Below are 21,191 nucleotides of genomic sequence, written 5' to 3'. Positions count from 1 at the left end.
CTTATGAATACTGTGCCGGCCCCGGCCGAAGACCTCATCGTCCTCGGCAAGATTGTTTCGGTGCATGGCATTCGCGGTGAGATAAAGGTGTATTCCTTTACCGATCCGCTGGACAACCTGCTCGACTATCGTTGCTGGATCCTGCAGCGTGACGGCGAGCGCAAAGAGGTTGAACTGGTCAGTGGTCGCCTGCAGGGCAAGGTCCTGGTGGCGAAGCTGCGTGGTCTGGATGATCGTGAGGTGGCGCGTACTTACGCCGGCTTCGAGATCTGTGTGCCGCGCGCCTTGTTGCCGTCGCTCGACGATGGTGAATACTACTGGTACCAGTTGCAGGGTCTGCGGGTGATCAATCAGGACGGACATCTGTTCGGCCGGGTCGACCATCTGCTGGAAACCGGCGCCAATGATGTACTGGTGGTCAAGCCCTGCCCGGGCAGTCTGGATGATCGCGAGCGCTTGCTGCCCTATACCGAGCAGTGTGTGCAGCGTATCGACCTGGCTAGCGGGGAGATGCAGGTCATCTGGGATGCGGAATTCTGACTTTGCCGGTGTCTCATGCAGGTTGAAGTCATCACGCTGTTTCCCGAGATGTTCGCGGCCATCAGCGAGTACGGCATTACCAGCCGTGCGGTCAGGCAGGGTTTGCTTCGGCTGAACTGCTGGAATCCGCGCAGCTACACCGAAGATCGCCACCACACTGTGGATGATCGGCCCTTCGGCGGTGGCCCCGGCATGGTGATGAAGATCGAGCCCCTCGAGCGCGCCTTGGCAGCGGCCAGGCAAGCGGCGGGATCGCAGGCCAAGGTTATCTACCTTTCGCCGCAGGGGCAGCCCTTGAAGCAGGCGGGGGTGCGGGCATTGGCGCAGAATCAGGCGCTGATCCTCATCGCAGGCCGCTATGAGGGGATCGACGAGCGTTTCATTGAAACCCATGTCGATGAGGAATGGTCGATTGGCGACTATGTGCTGTCCGGTGGTGAGCTGCCGGCCATGGTGCTGATCGATGCGGTAACGCGGTTGCTTCCCGGGGCCTTGGGCCACGCGGACTCCGCCGAGGAGGACTCGTTCAGCGATGGCCTGCTCGATTGCCCGCACTACACACGACCGGAGGTGTATGCGGGAATACGTGTTCCACAGGTGCTGCTCAGCGGCAACCATGAACACATCCGGCGCTGGCGTTTGCAACAGGCCCTCGGGCGAACCTGGCAACGTCGTGCCGATCTTCTGGATTGCCGCTCGCTTTCTGGAGAAGAACAAGCGCTGCTGGCGGAATTCATCCGCCAGCAGGACGATAGATAACGTATCGATGGCAGGCCCCGATGGCCGGCCTTAGGAGCAGGAAATGACCAACAAGATCATTCAGCAACTCGAAGCTGAACAGATGAACAAAGAGATCCCGGCTTTCGCCCCCGGCGACACCGTGATCGTTCAGGTAAAAGTGAAGGAAGGCGACCGTCAGCGTCTGCAGGCCTATGAAGGTGTTGTGATCGGCAAGCGTAACCGCGGCCTGAACAGCGCGTTCACCGTGCGTAAGATCTCCAACGGCGTGGGCGTGGAGCGTACCTTCCAGACCTACTCGCCGCTGGTCGACAGCATCAGCGTCAAGCGTCGCGGTGACGTACGCAAGGCCAAGCTGTACTACCTCCGTGCGCTGTCCGGCAAGGCCGCGCGCATCAAGGAGAAGCTGGTTTAAGTACCCGCTTTGCTTGGCAAAAGGCAGCCCTCGGGCTGCCTTTTTGTTGTCCGTCATTTGGCGTAAACGCGGTGTTGCAGGTGCTGGTAGGCGCTCCGCGAGTAACGGCACAATGGTTTTTTGCAAGGTGGGAGTGGGCATGTCGAGCCGAGAAGCAGAAATCCAGCGTCGTATGGCGCTGTCGGAAAGCCGGGTGGTCAAGACGGTGTTTCCCTTTACCACCAATCATCACAACACCCTGTTCGGTGGTACGGCGCTGGCCTGGATGGATGAAGTGTCTTTCGTGACCGCCACGCGTTTCTGTCGCTTGCCGTTGGTTACCGTGTCTTCTGATCGCATCGACTTCAAATATCCGATTGCTGCCGGCTCGATCGTCGAGCTGATTGGCCGGGTGATCAAAGTGGGTAATACCAGCCTCAAGGTTGAGGTCGAGGTGTTCGTCGAGGAGATGTACGGGACGGGCCGCGAGCGGGCGATCAGTGGTGTCTTCAGCTTCGTGGCCATTGGTGCCGATAACCGGCCGATTCCGGTGCTGGCGGATAACCTGGGCGAAGGCTGAGGCGATGACGGCGCTGTCCGACGACGAGCAGGAACTGCTGCGCGAGTTCATCGACAGCTTGTGGCTGGAACGTGGCTTGTCGCCGCACACGCGCAACGCCTACCTGACGGACTTGCGAGGCTTTGCGCTGTGGCTGGCCGGTCGCGGCAGCAGCCTGCGTCAGGCGGGTCGTGAGGCGATTCTTGATCACCTCGGTTGGCGTTTGCAGCAGGGCTATCAGGCACGATCGACGGCGCGCCTGCTGTCGGCGCTACGTACCTTTTATCGCTATCTGCTGCGTGAGCGGCTGATCGACGAGGATCCTACCCTGCAGGTGGAGTTGCCACAGCTGGGCAAGCCCTTGCCGAAGAGCCTTTCCGAAGCTGAGGTTGAGGCGTTGCTGGCGGCGCCGGACATTGCCGAGCCGCTGGGCTTGCGCGACCGTGCCATGCTCGAAGTGCTGTATGCCTGCGGTCTGCGAGTCAGCGAGCTGGTGGCGCTGAGTCTGGAGCAGATCAACCTGCGCCAGGGCGTGCTGCGCGTGTTGGGCAAGGGCAGCAAGGAGCGCCTGGTGCCGTTGGGCGAGGAGGCGCTGATCTGGCTGCAGCGTTATCAGGCCGAGGCGCGGGGCCTGTTGTTGGCTGGGCGGCCGAGCAGCGTGCTGTTCCCCAGCCAGCGTGGCGAGCAGATGACCCGCCAGACCTTTTGGCACCGCATCAAGTTGCATGCGCGCCATGCCGGTATTCTCAAACCGTTGTCGCCGCATACCCTGCGTCATGCCTTTGCCACCCACCTGCTCAACCATGGCGCTGACCTGCGTGTTGTGCAGTTGTTGCTCGGGCATAGCGACCTGTCCACCACGCAGATCTATACCCATGTGGCCAAGGCCCGCCTGCAGGCGCTGCATGCCGCGCATCACCCGCGTGGTTGATTGCCATTTGCCGCGCCCGACAACGCGCCATGCCGCTTCTGTGATAGGCTTGCGCGACTTTGCATAGGAGTAATTCATGGCTGTTTTCCGTCGCCTGGCCACTGCTGCGCTGGGCCTTGCCATCGTCGCTGGCGTACATGCCGCCGATGCTCAACAGAACATCCGTCAGGCCCTGGGAAAACTGCAGTCGGACCTGGTGATCGAGCAGATCGAGCCCAGTCCGCTGGAAGGTCTGTATCAGGTGCAGCTCAAGGGCGGCCGGGTCCTGTATGCCAGTGCCGATGGGCGTTATCTGATGCAGGGCTACCTGTTCGAATTGCCGGAGCAGGGTAGCCCGCGCAACCTCACCGAACAGTTGGAAGCCCAGGGCATCGCTCGCGAAATCAATGGCCTGCCTGCGGCCGACATGGTCGTGTTCAAGGCGGTGGGCGAGCGCAAGACGCATATCACGGTGTTTACCGACACCGACTGTGGCTATTGCCAGAAGCTGCACAGCGAGGTGCCGGAGCTCAATCGTCGCGGCATCGAAGTGCGCTATCTGGCCTTCCCGCGCCAGGGGCCGGGTAGTCATGGCTACAACACGCTGGTCAATGTCTGGTGTGCCAAGAATCCACAAGAGGCCATGAACCAGGCCAAGGCGCGTCAGGAGATTCCTGCGGCCAGTTGTGCGCACCCGATCGACAAGCAGTTCCTGCTCGGCCAGAGCATTGGCGTCAACGGCACGCCAGCGATCGTCCTGGCCAACGGGCAGATGATTCCGGGTTACCAGCCGGCGCCGCAGTTGGCGAAACTGGCCTTGCAAGCCCGCTAAGCCGGGCTGCGGCCTTCGTTGACTAACGATCTGCCGCTTCGTAAGGTGCGGCTCTTTTCCTGCAGCCGAGGCTCGCCACGGCTGCTTTTGCAGTGATGATGGGGAGTTTCAGCGTGAAACCGGTGAAAGTAGGCATCTGTGGCTTGGGTACCGTCGGTGGCGGTACCTTCAATGTACTCAAACGTAATGCCGAGGAGATTGCCCGCCGTGCCGGGCGGGGCATTGTCGTTGCCCAGATTGCCGCGCGTGACACCAACCCGAAGTGCGATACCGGCGCTACACCCATCACCGCCGACGTCTTCGAGCTGGTCAACAACCCGGAAATCGATATCGTCATCGAGCTCATCGGTGGCTACACCATTGCCAAGGAGCTGGTGCTCAAGGCCATCGAGAATGGCAAGCACGTGGTCACCGCCAACAAGGCACTGATCGCCGTGCATGGCAACGAGATCTTTGCCAAGGCCCGCGAAAAGGGCGTCATCGTCGCCTTCGAAGCCGCTGTGGCGGGTGGTATCCCGGTGATCAAGGCGATCCGCGAGGGCTTGGCCGCCAACCGTATCAACTGGCTGGCCGGCATCATCAACGGCACCGGCAACTTCATCCTCACCGAGATGCGTGAGAAAGGCCGGGCCTTCGCTGATGTGCTGAAAGAAGCGCAGGCGCTGGGTTATGCCGAAGCCGATCCGACCTTTGACGTGGAGGGTATCGATGCCGCCCACAAGCTGACCATCCTGGCGTCCATTGCCTTTGGTATTCCGCTGCAGTTCGACAAGGCCTACACCGAGGGCATTACCCAGCTGACCAGTGCCGACGTCAACTACGCCGAAGCGCTGGGCTACCGCATCAAGCACCTGGGTGTGGCTCGCCGCACCGAAGCAGGCATCGAGCTGCGTGTGCACCCGACGCTGATCCCGGCCGACCGCCTGATCGCCAACGTCAACGGCGTGATGAATGCGGTGATGGTCAATGGCGATGCTGTCGGCAGCACCCTGTACTACGGCGCCGGCGCTGGCATGGAACCGACCGCTTCTGCCGTGGTGGCTGACGTGATCGACGTGGTCCGTGCGCTGACCACTGATCCGCAGAACCGCGTGCCGCACCTGGCCTTCCAGGCCGATCTGCTGTCCGATCACCCGATCCTGCCGATCGCCGAGTGCCAGAGCGCCTACTACCTGCGCATCCAGGTGCAGGACCGTCCGGGTGTGCTGGCCAAGGTGGCGACCATCCTCTCCGAGCGTGGCATCAACATCGAGTCGATCATGCAGAAGGAAGCCGAGGAGCAGGACGGTCTGGTGCCGCTGATTCTCCTTACCCACCGTGTGACCGAACAATCCATGAACGACGCGATCAACGCGCTGGAAGCCCTGGCCGACGTGTCTGGCCCGGTCATGCGTATCCGCGTCGAGCACCTGAATTAAGAAGGGCGAGCACCATGCGCTATATCAGTACCCGTGGCCAGGCACCGGCCCTGAACTTCGAAGATGTGCTGCTGGCTGGCCTGGCTAGCGACGGCGGCCTCTATGTGCCGGAAAACCTGCCGCGCTTTACGCAGGAGGAAATTGCTTCCTGGGCGGATTTGCCGTACCACGAGCTGGCCTTCCGGGTGATGCGCCCGTTCGTCGCCGGCTCCATCGCCGATGCCGATTTCAAGAAAATTCTTGAAGAGACTTACGGCGTGTTCGCCCACCAGGCGGTAGCGCCGCTGCGTCAGTTGGACAGCAACGAGTGGGTGCTCGAGCTGTTCCACGGCCCGACCCTGGCCTTCAAGGACTTCGCCCTGCAGCTGCTCGGCCGCCTGCTTGACCATGTGCTGGCCAAGCGCAACGAGCGCGTGGTGATCATGGGCGCCACCAGCGGCGACACCGGTTCGGCGGCCATCGAAGGCTGCAAGGCCTGCGAAAACGTCGACATCTTCATCATGCACCCGCACAACCGCGTGTCCGAGGTGCAACGCCGGCAAATGACCACCATCCTGGGTGAGAACATCCACAACATCGCCATCGAAGGCAACTTCGACGACTGCCAGGAGATGGTCAAGGCCAGCTTCGCCGACCAGGGTTTCCTCAAGGGCACCCGTCTGGTTGCGGTCAACTCGATCAACTGGGCGCGGATCATGGCCCAGATCGTCTACTACTTCCATGCGGCCTTGCAGCTCGGTGGTCCGGCGCGCTCGGTGGCGTTCTCGGTGCCGACCGGCAACTTCGGCGATATCTTCGCCGGTTACCTGGCGCGCAACATGGGCCTGCCGATCAATCAGTTGATCGTGGCGACCAATCGCAACGACATCCTGCACCGCTTCATGAGTGGCAACCGCTACGACAAGGACACCCTGCACCCGACCCTGTCGCCGTCCATGGATATCATGGTCTCGTCGAACTTCGAGCGCTTGCTGTTCGACCTGCATGGTCGTAACGGCGCGGAAGTGGCTCGTCTGATGGATGGCTTCAAGGCTACCGGCCAGCTGGCCGTGGCTGACGAACGCTGGAGCGAGGCGCGCCGCCTGTTCGATTCGCTGGCGGTGGATGACGCGCAGACTTGCGCGACCATCGCCGAGGTCTATGCGCAGTGTGGCGAGATTCTCGACCCGCATACTGCGATCGGCGTGCGTGCTGCGCGCGAATGCCGGCGCAGCCTGAGCCTGCCGATGGTCACCCTGGGTACCGCGCATCCGGTCAAGTTCCCCGATGCGGTGGAGCAGGCGGGCATCAGCAAGCCGCTGGAGTTGCCGGCGCATCTGGCCGATCTGTTCCAGCGCGAGGAACGTTGCACCGTGCTGGCCAATGACCTGGCCCAGGTGCAGCAGTTCGTCGCTGCCCATGGCAACCGCGGCAAGCCGCTCTGAGTCGCTTGCCGTGCTAGAAGACCGGCCCCTGGTGGGCCGGTTTTTTTTGCCTTTCAGGGCCTGCTGGCGGCCGTGAGACGACGTCGATAGGCGGCCGGGGTTTCTGCGCAGACGTGCTTGAACAGGCGGCTGAAACTGGCCCGGTCGGCATAGCCCACGGCACTGGCGATGTCCTCCAGGCGTGTGCCGGGGTGGCGCAGGGCTTGCTGGGCGGCCAGGATGCGCAGGCGTTGCAGGTAGGCCAGGGGTGTCAGTCCGGTGGCATGGCGGAAACGCCGCAGCAGGGTGCGTGGCGAGCAATGTAGGCGTGCCGCCATGTTCGCCAGATCAATGGGTTCGGCATAGCGTGGTTGCAGCCAGCGCAGCAGTTCCAGCAGTGCGGGATCATCCTGGCGCGGGCTGGGCAGCAGCGGTTGCAGGCGACTCTGGCTGCCGCGCTGGCGTTCGACGACCAGTGCGCCAGCCACCTGTTCGGCGAGCCATGGGCCGCCATGCAGCTCGACAAGGTGCAGGCAGAGATCGACGGCTGCCTGTGCGCCGGCGGAGCTGAAGCGTTGCCCGCTGGCACAGAACAGTTGCTGGCTGCGTAGCTGTACCTGCGGGTAGCGTTGGCGAAACTGACCGGCCAGTGCCCAGTGGGTGGTCGCCTGGCAGCTATCCAGCTGGCCGGCTTCGGCGAGCAGGAAGGCGCTGCTGCACAGGCTGGCCAGGCCCTGTTCGGCGGGGCGTCTGGCCAGCCAGTTGAGCAGTGTGCCGTTGGCTTGGCGAACGGTTGCCTGGTCGCTGCCGGTGGCCGGGAGCATCACCAGATGGGCTGTTTCGGCCACCTCGAGTCCTCCTTCGACATCCAGCAGGGCGTAAGCCAGGCGTACGGGCTGGCCGTCCTGGCTGAAGCGCTGCAGCTTGAAGAGCGGCTGCGCGCTGAGCTGGTTGGCCAGTTGGAAGCATTCATAAGCCTGCGCCAGGCTGGACAGCACAGTATGCGGGCAGACGTACAGGCAGACGGACAGCATGGAGGCTCCTCGATGACCTTGGCGATTATCATCATAAAGTTGTCATTATCGCCAATAGCCGTACACCTGAATGACTGCGCATACTGTGCTCCTCTGTCGAGGAGATGACCTTCATGCACGCTGCTTCGCTCGCCGTTCTGCAACGTTTCTACCAGGCCCTGCAGCGTGGGGATGGCGAGGCCATGGCGGCCTGCTATCACCCGCAGGCGCGCTTTCATGATCCGGCCTTCGGTACGCTGCAGGGGGCTGAGGTGGGCGATATGTGGCGCATGCTGTGTGCGCGTGCGGAGGGCTTGCAGGTGACCTTCCAGGTGCGCGAGGCCACTGTGCAGCGTGCTCGGGTGGACTGGCAGGCGCGCTATCGATTCAGTCGCAGCGGACGTTGGGTGAACAATCGGATTCGTGGCGAGTTCGTACTGCGCGATGGCTTGATTGTCGAGCACCGTGATCATTTCGCTGTTTGGCGCTGGGCGCGCCAGGCCCTGGGTGCGCCGGGCTGGTGGCTGGGCTGGACACCCTGGCTGCAAGGGCAGGTACGTCGCCAGGCGCGTGCGGGGCTGGCTGCCTGGCGTGCTAGCGCGGCGCCAGGCTAATACTCAGTTGGCGCTCTAGGCGGCTGAATTGATCGCTGCTGGCGTAATGGGCGTAGTCCAGGCGCTCTACCTGCAGCGCATGCTGTGGCATGGGCAGTGCGGCGAGGCGCTGGCGCAGGGTGGCGGCGGCGATGCGCTGGCGATACAGGCCCAGGGTGATGTGGGCGATGTACTCGGCCTGGCGGATTTCCCGGCTGCCGGCGGCGAGCGCCTGGCGCCAGTTGGCCAGGTGTTGTTGCGGGTCGTACACGGGAATGAAGGCGGCACTGGCAAAGCTGTCCGCTGCGCCCAGGGGTAGCACGCAGGCGCTGCCAGCGCGCGGGCGCAGGTGCTGCAACTGGCTGTCGAGCCGGGCCGGGGTGAAGTCGTCAGCGTAGCGCTGGTTGGCCTGCGGGAAGCCGCAGACGAACAGGGTCAGGTGCGGCTGGCGCGCGCCGGGTGGGTGCAGCAGATCGGCCAGCTGTTCCTGCAGGTGCTGGATATAGGCAAGCAGTGCGGGCTGCTGCACCTCGACCATCCACACCGCGTAGTGCGGGCGGCCGCGATGCCACCGCGGGTAGTCACGCAGCTCCGCCGGCAGCGTGTGCCGGGGAAACTGTGCGGCGTCGATCTGGCGCATCTGCTCAGATCGCGCCCTGTGCGCGCAGTGCGGCGATCTGCGCGGCATCGTAGCCGAGCTCGCCGAGCACCTGCTGGTTGTGTTCGCCGAGCGCCGGCCCGGTCCACGCTACGCTGCCGGGGGTCGCGCTGAGCTTGGGGACAATACCCGGCATGCGGAAGGGCTGGCCGTCCGGCAGGCGTGCGCTGAGGAACATCTCGCGGGCCAGGAACTGCGGGTCGTTGAACATGTCGGCGGCCGAATAGATGCGGCTGGCCGGCACCTCGGCGCGCAGCAGCACGGCCTCCACCTCGGCCAGCGGCAGGCTGGCGGCCCAGCGGTCGATCACCCCGTAGAGTTCGTCGCGGCGCGCATCGCGGCCGGCGTTATCGGCCAGGTCGGGGGCATCGGCCAGGTCGTCGCGGCCAATGGCGCGCATTAAGCGCTGGAAGATCGCATCACCGTTGGCGCCGATCTGGATGTGTTTGCCGTCGGCGCAGGTGTGGATGGACGACGGAGTGATGCCGGGCATGATGTTGCCGCTGCGCTCACGGATGAAGCCGAATACATCGAACTCCGGGACCATCGATTCCATCATGGCAAACACCGCTTCGTAGAGCGCCACGTCCACCACCTGGCCCAGGCCGCCATTTACTTCGCGCTGGCGCAGCGCCATCAGCGCGCCAATCACCCCCCACAGGGCGGCAATGGAGTCGCCGATGCTGATGCCGGTGCGTACCGGCGGGCGGTCGGCGAAGCCGGTGATGTAGCGCAGGCCGCCCATCGACTCGCCGACCGCGCCAAAGCCCGGCTGGTCCTTCATCGGCCCGCTCTGGCCGAAGCCAGACAGGCGCAGCATGACCAGCCTGGGGTTGAGTGCATGCAGCTCGTCCCAGCCGAGGCCGAGTTTCTCCAGCACGCCGGGGCGGAAGTTCTCGATCAGGATGTCTGCCCCGGCGAGTAGCTCCCTGAGTACCTGGCGGCCTGCCTCGTGCTTGAGGTTGAGGGTTATGCAGCGCTTGTTGCGCGCCTGTACCAGCCACCACAGCGAGGTGCCTTCATAGAGCTTGCGCCATTTGCGCAAAGGGTCGCCGCCTTCGGGTGATTCGACCTTGATGACCTCGGCGCCGAATTCGGCGCAAATCCGCGAGGCGAAGGGGCCGGCGATCAGGCTGCCGAGTTCGATGACCTTGAGGCCGGCGAGGGGCTTGTCGTGCTGCATGGCAAGGGTTCCGGGAGGCATGGATGGCGGCAAGCCTAAGCCATCGGGCTGGCGATGCGAAGTGCTGGCCGGGTTTTCTGCTTGCGACCTAGTTGGCGCTGGGGTGGGGCCTTCTGGGGTTTAATGGCCGCCCCGGATGGTTCTTCAGAAAAACTTACATGTGATGGATTGATTCATTACATGTAAGTGGTTAGGCTGCCGCCATGGAAAGCAAATCGTCAGCACATTATCAGCGTCTGTATCGCCAGCGCCTGCGTGAGCAGGGGCTGGTCAAGAAGGAGGTGTGGATACTGCCCGAGCACGCCCCGCAGTTGCTGGCGTTCGAGCGTAGGTTGCGCCAGCCTCGCGCGATGCTGGCTTCTATGGAAAAGGAGGAAGGTATGCAAAGACCCCAGGTATGGACTGCCCAGGCATTGCACGATGCATTACTGGCGGCGCCGCTGTTTGTCTCTGGCCAGGCAACGGTCGAGCTGATTCAGGGTGCGGATGCCAGTTTGCATCTGTGCATGCGCGAATACGGCGATCTGCCGCTGTTCGTCGCCGTGTATGGCGAGCAGATCATCGTCGAGGCGTTGCTCTGGCCAGCTGACGATGTGCGCGACCTGGTGGCCTTCAACGAGGAAGTGCTGCGCACCCACAAGCTCTTCCCGTTGTCGTCGATCGGCCTGGAGAAGCTGGCTGATGGGCGTGAGGGCTACACCATGTTCGGCGCGTTGAGCGCTTCCTCGGGGCTGGCCGATATCCTCCTGGAGATCGAGCTGCTGGCCGACAACGTGATCAAAGCCACTGAAGCCTACGAAGGCTTCCTCAAGGCCTGAGCCTGCAAGGAGAGATGCGATGAACGTCTGGAGCAAACTGCTGACGGCGCTGCGTGGTGGTGCCAACGAAATGGGTGAGGCGGTGGTGGATAGCCAGGCCTTGCGAATCCTCGATCAGGAAATCCGTGATGCCGACCTGGAGCTGCGCCGTTCACGTGAAGCGCTGGCCGAGATCATGGCCAAGCAGAAGCTGGCGGCTGAGCGGGTGGCCAAGGTAGCGGCGCAGGTGGCCGAGTACGAAAACTATGCGCTGAAGGCACTGCAGGCCGGTAACCAGTCGCTGGCTCACGAAGTGGCAGAGAAGATTGCCCAGCTGGAGAGCGAGCAGGCGGCCGAGCAGGAGCACAACCAGGCCTATGCGGCGAGTGTCGAGCAACTGCGCCGTGCGGTCGGCCAGGCCGAGGCAAACATCAAGCGCCTCAAGCAGCAGGTGGACATGGTCAAGGCTACCGAAAGCGTGCAGAAGGCCCAGTTGGCGGTAGCCCAGCGCTATGGTGGTTCGCAGGCCAAGCTGCACACGGCGGTAGAGTCGCTGGAGCGAATCAAACAGCAGCAGGCCGAGCGGGCGGCGCGCATGCAGGCCGCCGATGAGCTGGCCGCTGGCAGTGCCCCGGACGACAGCCTGCAGGCCAAGCTGCGTGAAGCCGGGATTCTCGCCGAGTCGAGCAGTGCCGAGGCCGTTCTGGCGCGCCTCAAGGGACGCCAGGGCGACTGAGTTCACGCGTTAGTTGCCGGCGGGCTGCTTGGCCCGCCGTTGCCGTCAGGGAAAGGGAGAGTCATGGACGTTTTTGTGCAGACCGCACTGTCGTTTCCAACGGTGCTGTTCAGCTTTCTGATGTGTCTGGCCATGCTCTATTGGTGTGTGGCCGCGCTGGGCATTCTGGAAGTCGATCTGCTGGATATCGAGGCGGATTCCGCACTGGACTCCGTGCAGCCGGAAGGGCTGGCCGGGCTGTTGCTGCGCCTCGGGCTGAATGGCGTACCGGTGACCCTGGTGCTCAGCCTGCTGTTCTTCTTCGCCTGGCTGGCGAGCTATTTCGTCGAACTGTTGCTGCTCAGCCATCTGCCGCTGGGCGTGCTGCGCTATCCGTTGGGCTTGCTGGTGGCGCTGGCTGCCCTGGCCCTGGCGGTGCCGCCCAGTGCGCTGCTGTGTCGCCCGCTACGTCCGCTGTTCCTCAAGCTGCAAGCCACCACCAGTAAATCGGTGCTGGGGCAAATCGCCGTAGTGCGTAGCGGGCGAGTCACTCTGCAGCATGGTGAGGCCGTGCTGGAAGATGGTGGCGCCGGCCTGATCCTGCGAGTGCGGGCTGACGAAGCGCGCGGCTTCAAACGGGGCGACCGTGTGGTGTTGCTGGAGTATCTGGAGGGCGAGCACGCCTACCGGGTCATTACCGAGGACGAGTTCCAGGGACGCTGAGCCCTGACTCACGCATAGTGTCAAAGGAGATTGATTGTAATGAGCTATGAGCTGCTGATGCCCTTCCTGACTGGAGTGGGGCTGTTCTTCCTGCTGATCTTCGGCTTCTTCGTGTTGTTCAAGGCCTTCTATATCAAGGTTCCGCAGGGCACGGCGCTGATCGTCAACGACATGTCTGCCACGCCCAAGGTGCACTTCACCGGTGCGCTGGTCTATCCGGTGATCTATCTCAAGGAGTTCATGAAGATCTCCCTGATTACCCTGGAAGTCGACCGCCGCGGCAAGGACGGACTGATTTGCCGCGACAACCTGCGTGCCGATATCACCGTGGCGTTCTACCTGCGGGTCAACGAGACCCAGGAAGACGTGCTCAAGGTGGCCAAGGCGATTGGTGTGGATCGCGCTTCCGACCGGGCAGCGGTCAATGAGCTGTTCAATGCCAAGTTCTCCGAGGCACTGAAAACCGTCGGCAAGCAATTCGACTTTGTGCAGCTGTTCGAAGAGCGGCAGAGCTTCCGCGATCGTATCGTCGAGGTGATCGGCAACGACCTCAACGGCTATGTGCTGGAAGACGTGGCCATCGACTACCTGGAACAGACGCCGAAGATGTCGCTGGACCCGACCAACATCCTCGATGCCGAAGGTATCCGCAAGATCACCCAGCTGACTGCCGCGCAGAACGTCATCACCAACGAGCTGGAGCGCAACGAAGAGCTGGCGATCAAAAAGAAAAACGTCGAGACCCGCGAGGCGACCCTGGCCCTGGAACGCCAGCAGGCCGATGCCGAGGCGCGGCAGAAGCGTGAGATCGAAACCATCCGTGCCCGCGAGGAAGCGGAAACCCTGAAGGTGCGTGAGGAAGAGCGCCTGAAGGCGGAACAGGCACGCATCCAGACTCAGCAGGAGCTGGATATCCGCGCCGAGAACCATCAGCGCGAGGTGGAAGTGGCCCAGCAGAACCGCCAGCGCGCCGTGGTCATCGAGGTGGAGAAGGTGACGCGTGCCAAGGACCTGGAAATCGTCGCCCGCGAGCGCGAGGTCGAACTGCAGCGCATCGAAAAGGAAAAGGCGCTGGAAGAAGAGCGCAAGAACATTGCCGCAGTGGTTCGCGAGCGGGTGGCGGTAGAGAAGACCGTGGCCCAGGAAGAGGAACGCATCAAGGAGGTGCGCGAAGTCTCCGAAGCGGAGCGCCTCAAGCAGGTAACCGTGCTGCAGGCCCAGGCCGAAGCCGAGCAGGAGCTGGTGCGCCAGGTCAAGCAGGCCGAAGCCGACGAAACCCGCTCCAAGCACAAGGCCGTGGAAATCAACAACCTGGCCCAGGCTGAGCTGGAAGCCGCGGCCAAGCAGGCTGAGGCCAAGAAACGCCTGGCCGAAGGTATCGAGGCCGAGCGTGCCGCGCCGGGCCTGGCCGATGCGCGGGTGTTGGAAGTCACCGCCGCGGCGCGCGAGAAGGAGGGCCTGGCCGAAGCACGCGTCAAGGCCGAGCAAATGATTGCCGAGGCCAAGGGTGAGCAGGAGAAGGGCCTGGCCGAAGCGCGTGTCCTGGAAGCCCAGGCGGCTGCCAAGGAAAAGGATGGCCTGGCCGAAGCCAAGGTGCTGGAAGAGAAACTCGGCGCCCAGGCGCGGGGCGAGCAGCAGCTGGGCACCGCCAAGGCCCAGGCGACCAAGGATCTGGGTACGGCCGAGGCGGATATCCTCCTGCAGCGCCTGAATGCCGAGGCCGAGGGCCTGGGCAAGAAGTTCGGTGCCCTGGATGCGCTCAGCGACAGCGCGCGGCAGCACGAGGAGTTCCGCATGCAGCTGGAGAAGAACTTCGAGGAGGCCATGGCCGCGATTGCCGCCAACAAGGACATTGCCAAGGACCAGGCCGAGGTGCTGGCCACCGCGCTGGCCAAGGCGAAGATCGAGATCGTTGGTGGCGAGGGCGACTTCTTCAACTCTTTCGCCAAGTCGTTGTCGGTAGGCAAGGCCATCGAAGGCGTGGTTGGCAAGAGCCCGGTCGTCCAGGACGTGCTGGCCCGCCTGCTGGCCGGCAAGGCACCCAGCAGCGCGGTGCTTGCCGAGCGCCCGCTCGACGGTGCCGCTCCGGCCGCCGGGGCCTGACCTGCTCGGGCGGGCCGTGCGGCCCGTCCGGCCACTCTTTCCAGTTCCCGCCCGGAGGGGCGGGGGCCTGACGCCGCAGATTCAGGATGACCAGTATGTCGGACGCTCAAGCACCGCAAACCCAGGACCTAGTGGACAAGGCGGTCGCCGCCGGTGGCGCCTACGAGGTGTTGCACAAGCGCCTGCACGAGCAGGGCCAGCGTCTGCAGCAGATCAGCGAGCAGCTCAACCAGCAGCGCCTGGAGACGTTCGGCAGCAGCCAGATGGCGGTCAGCGCACGGCTGCGGATCCGTACCGAAAACAACTGCATTGCCCGTGACATCGTGCAGGTCGGCGATTGCCTGCTGTTCGGCTACAACGTGTTCCTCGGCCTGAAGAAGGAAACCCGTGTCGAGGACGTGTTCTCCCTGTATCGCCTGGTCGAGCAGGAGGAAGGCTACGAGGCCGAAGCCGTGCCGCTGGCGGGCAGCTTCCTGGCTCAGGCCAGCTTCGTTGCCGACTTCAACGAGCTGTACAGCTACTACAAGAACACCCGCCTGCTGCAGTTGGTGGTGCGTGACGGCAAGCTGCTGGCGAGCTTCCAGATCGGCGAGCGGGTCAGTGATCTGCGCGTGTTCCGCTGGTCGATCTCGGTCGACGGGCAGGACATCCGCTACATCGACAATCGTGGCGAGCGTGACATCGCCTTGCCCGCCCCCTTTGACTTCGAGTGGCAGAAGTGCACGCGCGACAGCGTGGTCAACGGCCGCCACCCGCACCTGAATATCCTCGATACCCTGTTTGTCGAAACCATCGGCGGTGACCTGACCGTCAAGATCGAGAACAACACCAATGACGGCTTGGGCATCTACCGCGAGCCGGTACAGGACAAGACCCAGTCGCTGGATGATGCGCAGGTCGAATATGCCCGCGTGGGCGGGCTGATCCTCCTGAAGATCCTCCCGTATCGCGAAGAGCACTGGCGCTATCTGGTGTTCAACAGCCTGAACGGTACGGTCGAGCGTATCGACGCCATCGGCCTGGCCTGCGTCCAGCTGCCGGAAGACCACGGCATCATCTTCCCCGGTGGCTATTACCTGCAGAGTGGCGAGCACAAGACCTTCGAGCAGTCGATGGCCGGCATGCGCTTCAAGCGCGCGGTACGCTCGCCCAATGGCGAGGATGTGCTGTACATCTTCTATCACCCGGAGGAAGGCCGGGCGGTATTGCTCTGCTACAACCTGATCACCCGCCAGTTGCAGAACCCGCTGTTCGGCCACGGCTATGCGCGCCTGGAGGATGGCCGCATGGTGATCTTCGCTGCGGAAAACGAGCCGACGCGCATCCATCCCATGCAGGTCTGGCAAACGCCGTTCTGTACCGCCGAATATGCCGCACGCCAGCCGGCACGCAGCGGCCTGCTGGGCAAGATCGGCAACGCCGAGCTGGTGCGCGGCATCTCCGACCTCTACGCGCTGAGCCGCGAGATCGATAGCCCGGCGGTTTCCCTGCAGCGCTACGCGGCGCTTTGCCAGCAGACCCGCCGCTTGTTCGATGCCTATCACTGGCTGAGCCATGCACAACTGACCGGGCTGGCGCCCCTGTTGCGTGAGATCACCGCCACCGCCGAACTGGTGCTCGACGAGTATGAGAAGGTCGAGAGCATCCGCCAGCAATCGGCCAAGGCCATGCAGGACGCCGAGAGCCGCCACAAGGCCCTGCTCGATAGCCTGCTGCCGGATAGCTGGGAGCAGGCGCAGAGCTTTGTCGACGCGCTCAATGGCATCACCACCCAGCGCGGTCTGCTCCTGACCATCCGCGAGTACCGCTACATCGACCTGGCACGCCTCGACGTGATGGAGGCCGAGTTGCTCGCCGCCCAGGAGCGGGTATCGGCGGCCACCGCGACCTTCCTCGCCGGCGATGCCGCCCTGCAGCCGTTTGTCAGCCGCCTGCATAGCCTTGACGAGCAGGCGCAGAAGGCCGCCAGCGTGGTGCAGCTGGCCGAGCCGTTAGCGGCCCTGCAGACCATGGCCGCCGACCTGGACATGCTGTCCGCGCTGATGGCCTCGCTGAAGATCGACGACGCTACCCAGCGTACACGCATCGTCGAATCCATCTCCGAGATCTATGCCCGCCTCAACCAGGCCAGGGCGCGTGCCGAACAGCGGCGCAAGGGGCTGGGCTCGGCGGAGAGCGTGGCGCAGTTCGGTGCGCAGTTCAAACTGTTCAGCCAGGGCATCACCAATGCCTTGGGGCAGGCGCAGGACCCGGAGCGTTGCGACGAGCAGCTGGCCCGTCTGCTGGTGCAGCTGGAGGAGCTGGAGAGCCAGTTCGGTGACCAGGAACAGTTCCTCGGCGACATCCTGGCCAAGCGCGAGGAGCTGCTGGAAACCTTCGAGGCGCACAAGCAGGCGTTGCTTGATGAGCGCCAGCGCAAGGCGCAAGGCGTACTGGAGGCGGCCCGGCGTATCCTCGACAGCCTGGCCCGGCGTACCGCGCGCTTCACCCGGGCCGAGGAACTCAACGCCTTCTTCGCCGCCGATCCGCTGATTCTCAAGCTGCGCGAGATGATCGAGCGCCTGCGCGCGTTGCAGGACAGCGTCAAGGCCGACGACATCGAGGCGCGCCTCAAGGGGGCCCGCGACCAGGCGGTACGCGCGCTGCGCGACAAGAGCGAGCTGTTCGAAGAGGGTGGCAACGTCATCAAGCTCGGTCCGCGCCACCGCTTCAGCGTCAACAGCCAGGAACTCGACCTGACCCTGCTGCCGCGTGGTGAGCAGTTGTACCTGCACCTGACCGGTACCGACTTCCTCGAACCGCTGGCCAATGCCGAGCTGGAGGCGCTCAAGCCGTTCTGGCAGGTGGCGCTGGAGTCGGAGTCGGCACAGCTGTACCGCGGCGAATACCTGGCCGGCGAGGTGCTGGCCGCCGCCGATGAGGGGCGCGAGGGCCTCGACCTGGAGCGCCTGAAGTCCCTGCTGGCGCAGCCGGACGAGTTGGCCCGGTTGGTCCGTGACTTTGCTGCGCCGCGCTACAAGGAAGGTTACGAGAAGGGCATCCACGATCACGATGCCGCTGCCATCCTCATCCAGCTGCTGCCGTTGCGCGACAGCGCCGGTCTGCTGCGCTATGGCGCCACGGCGCGCGCCCTGGCCTGCCTGTTGTGGGCCGTGCAGCGCGATAATCCGGCGCTGGCGCAGTGGCCGGAGCGGGCGCGTAGCGGCCGGCACATGCAGCAGTTGTTCGGTCACCGCGAGGCTCTGCAACAGTTGCAGGAGGAAATTGCCCAGGCCTTGCGCGCCTTCCTTGCCGAGCAGCCTGTGGGTCTGGATGTGGCGCTGGTGGGCGAGGCGGCCGAGTACCTGGTGCAGGTGCTGGCCGCCGAGCGCGCCGAGTTTGTTTTCAGCAAGTACGCCCGGCAGTTGCTGGATGGACTCAGGCTGCGTCTGCAGGCGGCGCGGCTGTGGGATGACTACCAGCAGGCCCTGGCTCACCTCGACGGTCGGCCGGCGGCGCAGTGGGCGCTGCTCGACAACTGGTTGCGCGGCCTCTGCGCCCAGGACGAGTTTGCCGCGCTGAGCGGTTATGTCGCCGAGGCCGTGGCACTGTCGCTGCTAGGTGAGGCGTTGCCGGGACGTGTCAGCGAAGTTGATTTGCGCTTTAGCGTCGCCCAGCTGATGGGTGAGCATCCGCGCATTGTCGAACGTCAGCTGGTGTTGGCGGTCGATGACCTGTTTGCCCGCCTGCGCCAGCACCGCACGCAGTTCCTTCCGGGGCTGCAGCGTTACCAGGCGCTACGCCAGGCGGTGATCGCCGAGCAGCGCACGGCGCTGCGCCTCAGCGAGTTCAAGCCGCGACCGCTGTCGTCCTTTGTGCGCAACAAGCTGATCAATGATGTGTACCTGGGCTTTATCGGTGACAACCTGGCCAAGCAGATGGGCACGGTGGGCGAGGGCAAACGTTCCGACCTGATGGGCCTGCTGATGCTCATTTCGCCGCCCGGCTACGGCAAGACCACGCTGATGGAGTACGTAGCGCACCGCCTGGGACTGATCTTCATGAAGATCAACGGCCCGGCGCTGGGCCACGAGGTGCGCTCGGTAGACCCGGCGCAGGCACCGGATGCCACCTCGCGCCAGGAACTGGAGAAGCTCAACCTGGCGCTGGAAATGGGCAACAACGTGATGCTGTATGTCGATGACATCCAGCACACCCACCCTGAGTTTCTGCAGAAGTTCATCTCGCTGTGCGACGGCACGCGGCGAATCGAGGGCGTGTGGAAGGGCCAGACCAAGACCTATGACATGCGCGGCAAGAAGTTCTGCGTGATCATGTCCGGCAATCCCTACACCGAGTCCGGCGAGCTGTTCAAAATCCCCGACATGCTCGCCAACCGCGCTGACATCTACAACCTGGGCGACACCCTGGGCGGCATGCAGGAGGCCTTCGCGCTGTCGTATATCGAGAACAGCCTGACCTCCAACCCGGTGCTGGCGCCGCTGGCCACCCGCGACATGGCCGACCTCTACCGCTTCGTCGCCAAGGCCGAGGGCAAGCCGTTTTCCAGCAACGAGCTGTCGCACAGCTACAGCGGGGCGGAAATCAACGAGATCGTCAGTACCCTGCAGCGTCTGATGCAGGTGCGTGACGTGGTTGGCCGGGTCAATCAGCAGTACATCGTCAGCGCCGCGCAGGCCGACCAGTACCGTAGCGAACCACCGTTCAAGCTGCAGGGCAGTTACCGCAACATGAACAAGATGGCCGAGAAGGTCAGCGCGGTGATGAACGATGCCGAGCTGCTGCAACTGATCGCCGATCACTACCAGGGCGAGGCACAGTTGCTGACCAGTGGCGCCGAGGAAAACCTGCTCAAGCTGGCCGAGCTGCGTGGCAACATGACGGCCGAGCAGGCCGAGCGCTGGACACAGATCAAGCGTGACTTCCTGCGCAACAAGGCGATGGGGGGCAGCGACAGCGATGTCGGCGCGCGGCTGGTGGCGCAGCTCAATGATCTGGTCGAGAGCGTGCGCGGGCTTGGCCGGCCGGCCGGCCGCGAGGAGGCATTGCCGGCACTGCTGCAGGCCGTCGAGCAATGGCAGCAGACCCCGCCGCAACTGGCCGTGCATGTACAGGTGCCGCCCCAGCAGGGCGTGCAGGCCGTTCTGGAAAGCCTCGCCGACAGCCTGCAGAACAGCCTGTTGCCACTGGTGCGGGCCATGGACAAGAAAATCGATATTGACCTGGGGACGCACAACCGCATGCAGCAGATTTCCGGCCAGTTGCGTGAACTGGCCGAGCAGCTTGGTGCGGGGCAGGGCAGTGCGGGCTGATGAGGAATATCGGCAGCGAGTTGCGTGTGCTGTTGGCGCTGACCGCCAGCCTGCTGCTGGTACAACTGCTCAACAGCCTGACGGGGGATGCCCTGTATGGCCTGGGGCTGGTGCCGCGTCAGCTGGCAGCGCTGCCCGGCATCCTGTTTGCTCCCTGGCTGCACGGCGGCTGGCTGCATCTGCTGAGCAACTTGAGCGGTTTGCTGGTGCTGGGTGGTCTGCTGATTCTGCGTTCGCGTCGCGATTTCCTCCGCGCCAGTGCGTTCATCGTCCTTGGCAGCGGACTGCTGGTCTGGCTATTTGCCCGGCATGGCCTGCATATCGGCGCCAGCGGCTGGCTGTTCGGCTTGTGGGGCCTGCTGCTGGCCCGCGCCTGGTTCCAGCGCAGCCTGATCGATCTGCTGTTCGCCGCCCTGGTGCTGTTTCTCTACGGTGGCTGGCTGTTTGGCCTGGTGCCGCAGCCCGGCGTGTCTTTCGAATACCACCTGGCGGGGGCCTTGTGCGGGGTGTGCTATGCCGCGCTGAGCCGTCGCCGCCAGCCATGAATAGAGGGAACCTGCATGGATTTCAATCAGCTTGACCAGCAGTTGCGTGACAGCCTGAGTGACCTGCGCCTGAGCAACCAGGAGCGTGACGAGTTGCGCCAGTTGGGCAGCAACCTGAGCACCGAGCAGGTGCGCTACCTGCGTAACCGGGCCTTCGCCCTGGTGCGTGAACTGGTCGCTGAGCCGGGCAATGTCGAGCCGGCACTCAAGTGGCTGGAACAGGTGGTCAAAACCCTGGATAGCGCGGCTGCTCCCCGCCAGCTCGAGGTGGCCAGCGCGCACTTCAGCCCGGGGGAAAGCTGCCGGCGGAAGATCCGCGAGCTGTGCCGGCAGGCGCGGCGCAGCGTGGATATCTGTGTCTACACCATTTCCGACGACCAGCTCAGCGAGGAAATCGTCGCCTGCCATCGTCGCGGCATCGTGGTCAGGGTGATCAGCGATAACGACAAACAGTTCGACGAGGGCAGCGATATCCAGTGGTTGCAACGCCAGGGCGTGCCACTGCGTATTGATGACAGCCCCTACCACATGCACCACAAGTTCGCGCTGTTCGATGGCCGCCTGTTGCTCAATGGCAGCTTCAACTGGACACGCAGCGCCACCACCAGCAACGAGGAAAATCTTCTGGTGATCGATCACCCCGCGCTGCTGGCGGCCTATGCCGCGGAGTTCGAGACGCTGTGGGCGCGTTTTGCCTGACAATCCCAGGTGAGCTTTTGCGGGCAATCGGCTAACGTATCGGCACTTTGCCGGCA

19 protein-coding genes are annotated in these 21,191 nt (G+C 63.8%); 16 read left to right on the top strand and 3 right to left on the bottom strand.

From position 1 onward, the window contains the following. Positions 1–3: 3 nt before the first annotated feature. The 8 genes from rimM (at position 4) to thrC (ending at position 6,815) form a co-directional block, all read left to right on the top strand. The gene (gene rimM / locus CFY91_RS06535) at positions 4–540 is read left to right on the top strand and encodes a ribosome maturation factor RimM (RefSeq protein WP_093985545.1); all 537 of its coding nucleotides are present in this window, start codon (positions 4–6) and stop codon (positions 538–540) included. Between the two features lie 15 nt (positions 541–555). Next, positions 556–1,299 carry a tRNA (guanosine(37)-N1)-methyltransferase TrmD gene (trmD, locus tag CFY91_RS06530; protein ID WP_093985544.1) on the top strand — a complete coding sequence of 248 codons (744 nt, stop codon included), beginning with the start codon at positions 556–558 and terminating at the stop codon, positions 1,297–1,299. A gap of 43 nt (positions 1,300–1,342) precedes the next feature. Next, positions 1,343–1,693, top strand: a complete 351-nt coding sequence (gene rplS / locus CFY91_RS06525; protein WP_093985543.1) for a 50S ribosomal protein L19 — start codon at positions 1,343–1,345, stop codon at positions 1,691–1,693. A gap of 139 nt (positions 1,694–1,832) precedes the next feature. Then, positions 1,833–2,252, top strand: a complete 420-nt coding sequence (locus tag CFY91_RS06520) for an acyl-CoA thioesterase (protein WP_093985542.1) — start codon at positions 1,833–1,835, stop codon at positions 2,250–2,252. A 4-nt stretch (positions 2,253–2,256) separates the two neighbouring features. Continuing rightward, positions 2,257–3,162 carry a site-specific tyrosine recombinase XerD gene (gene xerD / locus CFY91_RS06515; protein ID WP_093985541.1) on the top strand — a complete coding sequence of 302 codons (906 nt, stop codon included), beginning with the start codon at positions 2,257–2,259 and terminating at the stop codon, positions 3,160–3,162. A gap of 76 nt (positions 3,163–3,238) precedes the next feature. Next, positions 3,239–3,973: a thioredoxin fold domain-containing protein gene (locus CFY91_RS06510; RefSeq protein WP_093985540.1), complete on the top strand. Its 735-nt coding sequence runs from the start codon at positions 3,239–3,241 to the stop codon at positions 3,971–3,973. 113 nt (positions 3,974–4,086) lie between these two features. Next, complete coding sequence (locus CFY91_RS06505) at positions 4,087–5,391, top strand: homoserine dehydrogenase (RefSeq protein WP_093985565.1); 1,305 nt, start codon at positions 4,087–4,089, stop codon at positions 5,389–5,391. Between the two features lie 14 nt (positions 5,392–5,405). After that, complete coding sequence (thrC, locus tag CFY91_RS06500; protein WP_093985539.1) at positions 5,406–6,815, top strand: threonine synthase; 1,410 nt, start codon at positions 5,406–5,408, stop codon at positions 6,813–6,815. Between the two features lie 53 nt (positions 6,816–6,868). Here thrC and CFY91_RS06495 read toward each other — a convergent pair whose 3' ends face one another. Continuing rightward, on the bottom strand, positions 6,869–7,828 hold the full coding sequence (locus CFY91_RS06495) for a GlxA family transcriptional regulator (protein WP_093985538.1): 960 nt from the start codon (positions 7,826–7,828) through the stop codon (positions 6,869–6,871). A gap of 113 nt (positions 7,829–7,941) precedes the next feature. Here CFY91_RS06495 and CFY91_RS06490 point away from each other — a divergent pair, with 113 nt between their 5' ends. After that, on the top strand, positions 7,942–8,421 hold the full coding sequence (locus CFY91_RS06490; protein ID WP_093985564.1) for a nuclear transport factor 2 family protein: 480 nt from the start codon (positions 7,942–7,944) through the stop codon (positions 8,419–8,421). Here the strand turns inward: CFY91_RS06490 and CFY91_RS06485 are convergent. Together CFY91_RS06485 and CFY91_RS06480 are read right to left on the bottom strand one after the other, a co-directional pair. Further along, positions 8,402–9,040 (bottom strand): 2'-5' RNA ligase family protein, encoded by a 639-nt coding sequence (locus tag CFY91_RS06485; RefSeq protein ID WP_165765307.1) that lies wholly within the window; start codon positions 9,038–9,040, stop codon positions 8,402–8,404. The genes CFY91_RS06490 and CFY91_RS06485 overlap by 20 nt on opposite strands. Before the next feature lie 4 nt (positions 9,041–9,044). Next, positions 9,045–10,262: a CaiB/BaiF CoA transferase family protein gene (locus CFY91_RS06480; protein WP_229727108.1), complete on the bottom strand. Its 1,218-nt coding sequence runs from the start codon at positions 10,260–10,262 to the stop codon at positions 9,045–9,047. A gap of 182 nt (positions 10,263–10,444) precedes the next feature. On the opposite strand from CFY91_RS06480, the gene bacA reads away from it, so the two are divergent. From bacA to CFY91_RS06445, 7 genes are all read left to right on the top strand, one after another. Beyond that, positions 10,445–11,059, top strand: coding sequence for a biofilm formation regulator BacA (bacA, locus tag CFY91_RS06475; protein ID WP_093985535.1), 615 nt, complete (start codon positions 10,445–10,447; stop codon positions 11,057–11,059). A 19-nt stretch (positions 11,060–11,078) separates the two neighbouring features. Beyond that, positions 11,079–11,774 (top strand): PspA/IM30 family protein, encoded by a 696-nt coding sequence (locus CFY91_RS06470; RefSeq protein WP_093985534.1) that lies wholly within the window; start codon positions 11,079–11,081, stop codon positions 11,772–11,774. A 63-nt stretch (positions 11,775–11,837) separates the two neighbouring features. Next, a complete protein-coding gene (locus CFY91_RS06465) occupies positions 11,838–12,476 on the top strand; it encodes an OB-fold-containig protein (protein WP_093985533.1) in 639 nt (212 codons plus the stop codon). Between the two features lie 39 nt (positions 12,477–12,515). Beyond that, on the top strand, positions 12,516–14,579 hold the full coding sequence (locus CFY91_RS06460) for a flotillin family protein (protein ID WP_093985532.1): 2,064 nt from the start codon (positions 12,516–12,518) through the stop codon (positions 14,577–14,579). 95 nt (positions 14,580–14,674) lie between these two features. Beyond that, positions 14,675–19,891, top strand: coding sequence for a DNA repair ATPase (locus CFY91_RS06455; protein WP_093985531.1), 5,217 nt, complete (start codon positions 14,675–14,677; stop codon positions 19,889–19,891). Then, on the top strand, positions 19,891–20,436 hold the full coding sequence (locus tag CFY91_RS06450) for a rhomboid family intramembrane serine protease (RefSeq protein ID WP_093985530.1): 546 nt from the start codon (positions 19,891–19,893) through the stop codon (positions 20,434–20,436). Before CFY91_RS06455 ends, CFY91_RS06450 begins: the two co-directional genes overlap by 1 nt. A gap of 15 nt (positions 20,437–20,451) precedes the next feature. Continuing rightward, a complete protein-coding gene (locus tag CFY91_RS06445; protein WP_093985529.1) occupies positions 20,452–21,135 on the top strand; it encodes a phospholipase D-like domain-containing protein in 684 nt (227 codons plus the stop codon). Positions 21,136–21,191 lie beyond the last annotated feature (56 nt).

The sequence above is a fragment of the Pseudomonas fluvialis genome, from assembly GCF_002234375.1.
GTDB lineage: Bacteria > Pseudomonadota > Gammaproteobacteria > Pseudomonadales > Pseudomonadaceae > Aquipseudomonas > Aquipseudomonas fluvialis.
The sequence above is the reverse complement of the archived record's forward strand: the minus strand, read 5'-3'. Positions and strand labels throughout refer to the sequence as shown.

What these genes read in the sequence shown, in the direction of transcription:
- rimM (WP_093985545.1), top strand. Translation starts at nt 4, where the DNA reads ATGAATACTGTGCCGGCCCCGGCCGAAGACCTCATCGTCCTCGGCAAG.
- trmD (WP_093985544.1), top strand. Translation starts at nt 556, where the DNA reads ATGCAGGTTGAAGTCATCACGCTGTTTCCCGAGATGTTCGCGGCCATC.
- rplS (WP_093985543.1), top strand. Translation starts at nt 1,343, where the DNA reads ATGACCAACAAGATCATTCAGCAACTCGAAGCTGAACAGATGAACAAA.
- CFY91_RS06520 (WP_093985542.1), top strand. Translation starts at nt 1,833, where the DNA reads ATGTCGAGCCGAGAAGCAGAAATCCAGCGTCGTATGGCGCTGTCGGAA.
- xerD (WP_093985541.1), top strand. Translation starts at nt 2,257, where the DNA reads ATGACGGCGCTGTCCGACGACGAGCAGGAACTGCTGCGCGAGTTCATC.
- CFY91_RS06510 (WP_093985540.1), top strand. Translation starts at nt 3,239, where the DNA reads ATGGCTGTTTTCCGTCGCCTGGCCACTGCTGCGCTGGGCCTTGCCATC.
- thrC (WP_093985539.1), top strand. Translation starts at nt 5,406, where the DNA reads ATGCGCTATATCAGTACCCGTGGCCAGGCACCGGCCCTGAACTTCGAA.
- CFY91_RS06495 (WP_093985538.1), bottom strand. Translation starts at nt 7,828, where the DNA reads ATGCTGTCCGTCTGCCTGTACGTCTGCCCGCATACTGTGCTGTCCAGC.
- CFY91_RS06490 (WP_093985564.1), top strand. Translation starts at nt 7,942, where the DNA reads ATGCACGCTGCTTCGCTCGCCGTTCTGCAACGTTTCTACCAGGCCCTG.
- CFY91_RS06485 (WP_165765307.1), bottom strand. Translation starts at nt 9,040, where the DNA reads ATGCGCCAGATCGACGCCGCACAGTTTCCCCGGCACACGCTGCCGGCG.
- CFY91_RS06480 (WP_229727108.1), bottom strand. Translation starts at nt 10,262, where the DNA reads ATGCCTCCCGGAACCCTTGCCATGCAGCACGACAAGCCCCTCGCCGGC.
- bacA (WP_093985535.1), top strand. Translation starts at nt 10,445, where the DNA reads ATGGAAAGCAAATCGTCAGCACATTATCAGCGTCTGTATCGCCAGCGC.
- CFY91_RS06470 (WP_093985534.1), top strand. Translation starts at nt 11,079, where the DNA reads ATGAACGTCTGGAGCAAACTGCTGACGGCGCTGCGTGGTGGTGCCAAC.
- CFY91_RS06465 (WP_093985533.1), top strand. Translation starts at nt 11,838, where the DNA reads ATGGACGTTTTTGTGCAGACCGCACTGTCGTTTCCAACGGTGCTGTTC.
- CFY91_RS06460 (WP_093985532.1), top strand. Translation starts at nt 12,516, where the DNA reads ATGAGCTATGAGCTGCTGATGCCCTTCCTGACTGGAGTGGGGCTGTTC.
- CFY91_RS06455 (WP_093985531.1), top strand. Translation starts at nt 14,675, where the DNA reads ATGTCGGACGCTCAAGCACCGCAAACCCAGGACCTAGTGGACAAGGCG.
- CFY91_RS06450 (WP_093985530.1), top strand. Translation starts at nt 19,891, where the DNA reads ATGAGGAATATCGGCAGCGAGTTGCGTGTGCTGTTGGCGCTGACCGCC.
- CFY91_RS06445 (WP_093985529.1), top strand. Translation starts at nt 20,452, where the DNA reads ATGGATTTCAATCAGCTTGACCAGCAGTTGCGTGACAGCCTGAGTGAC.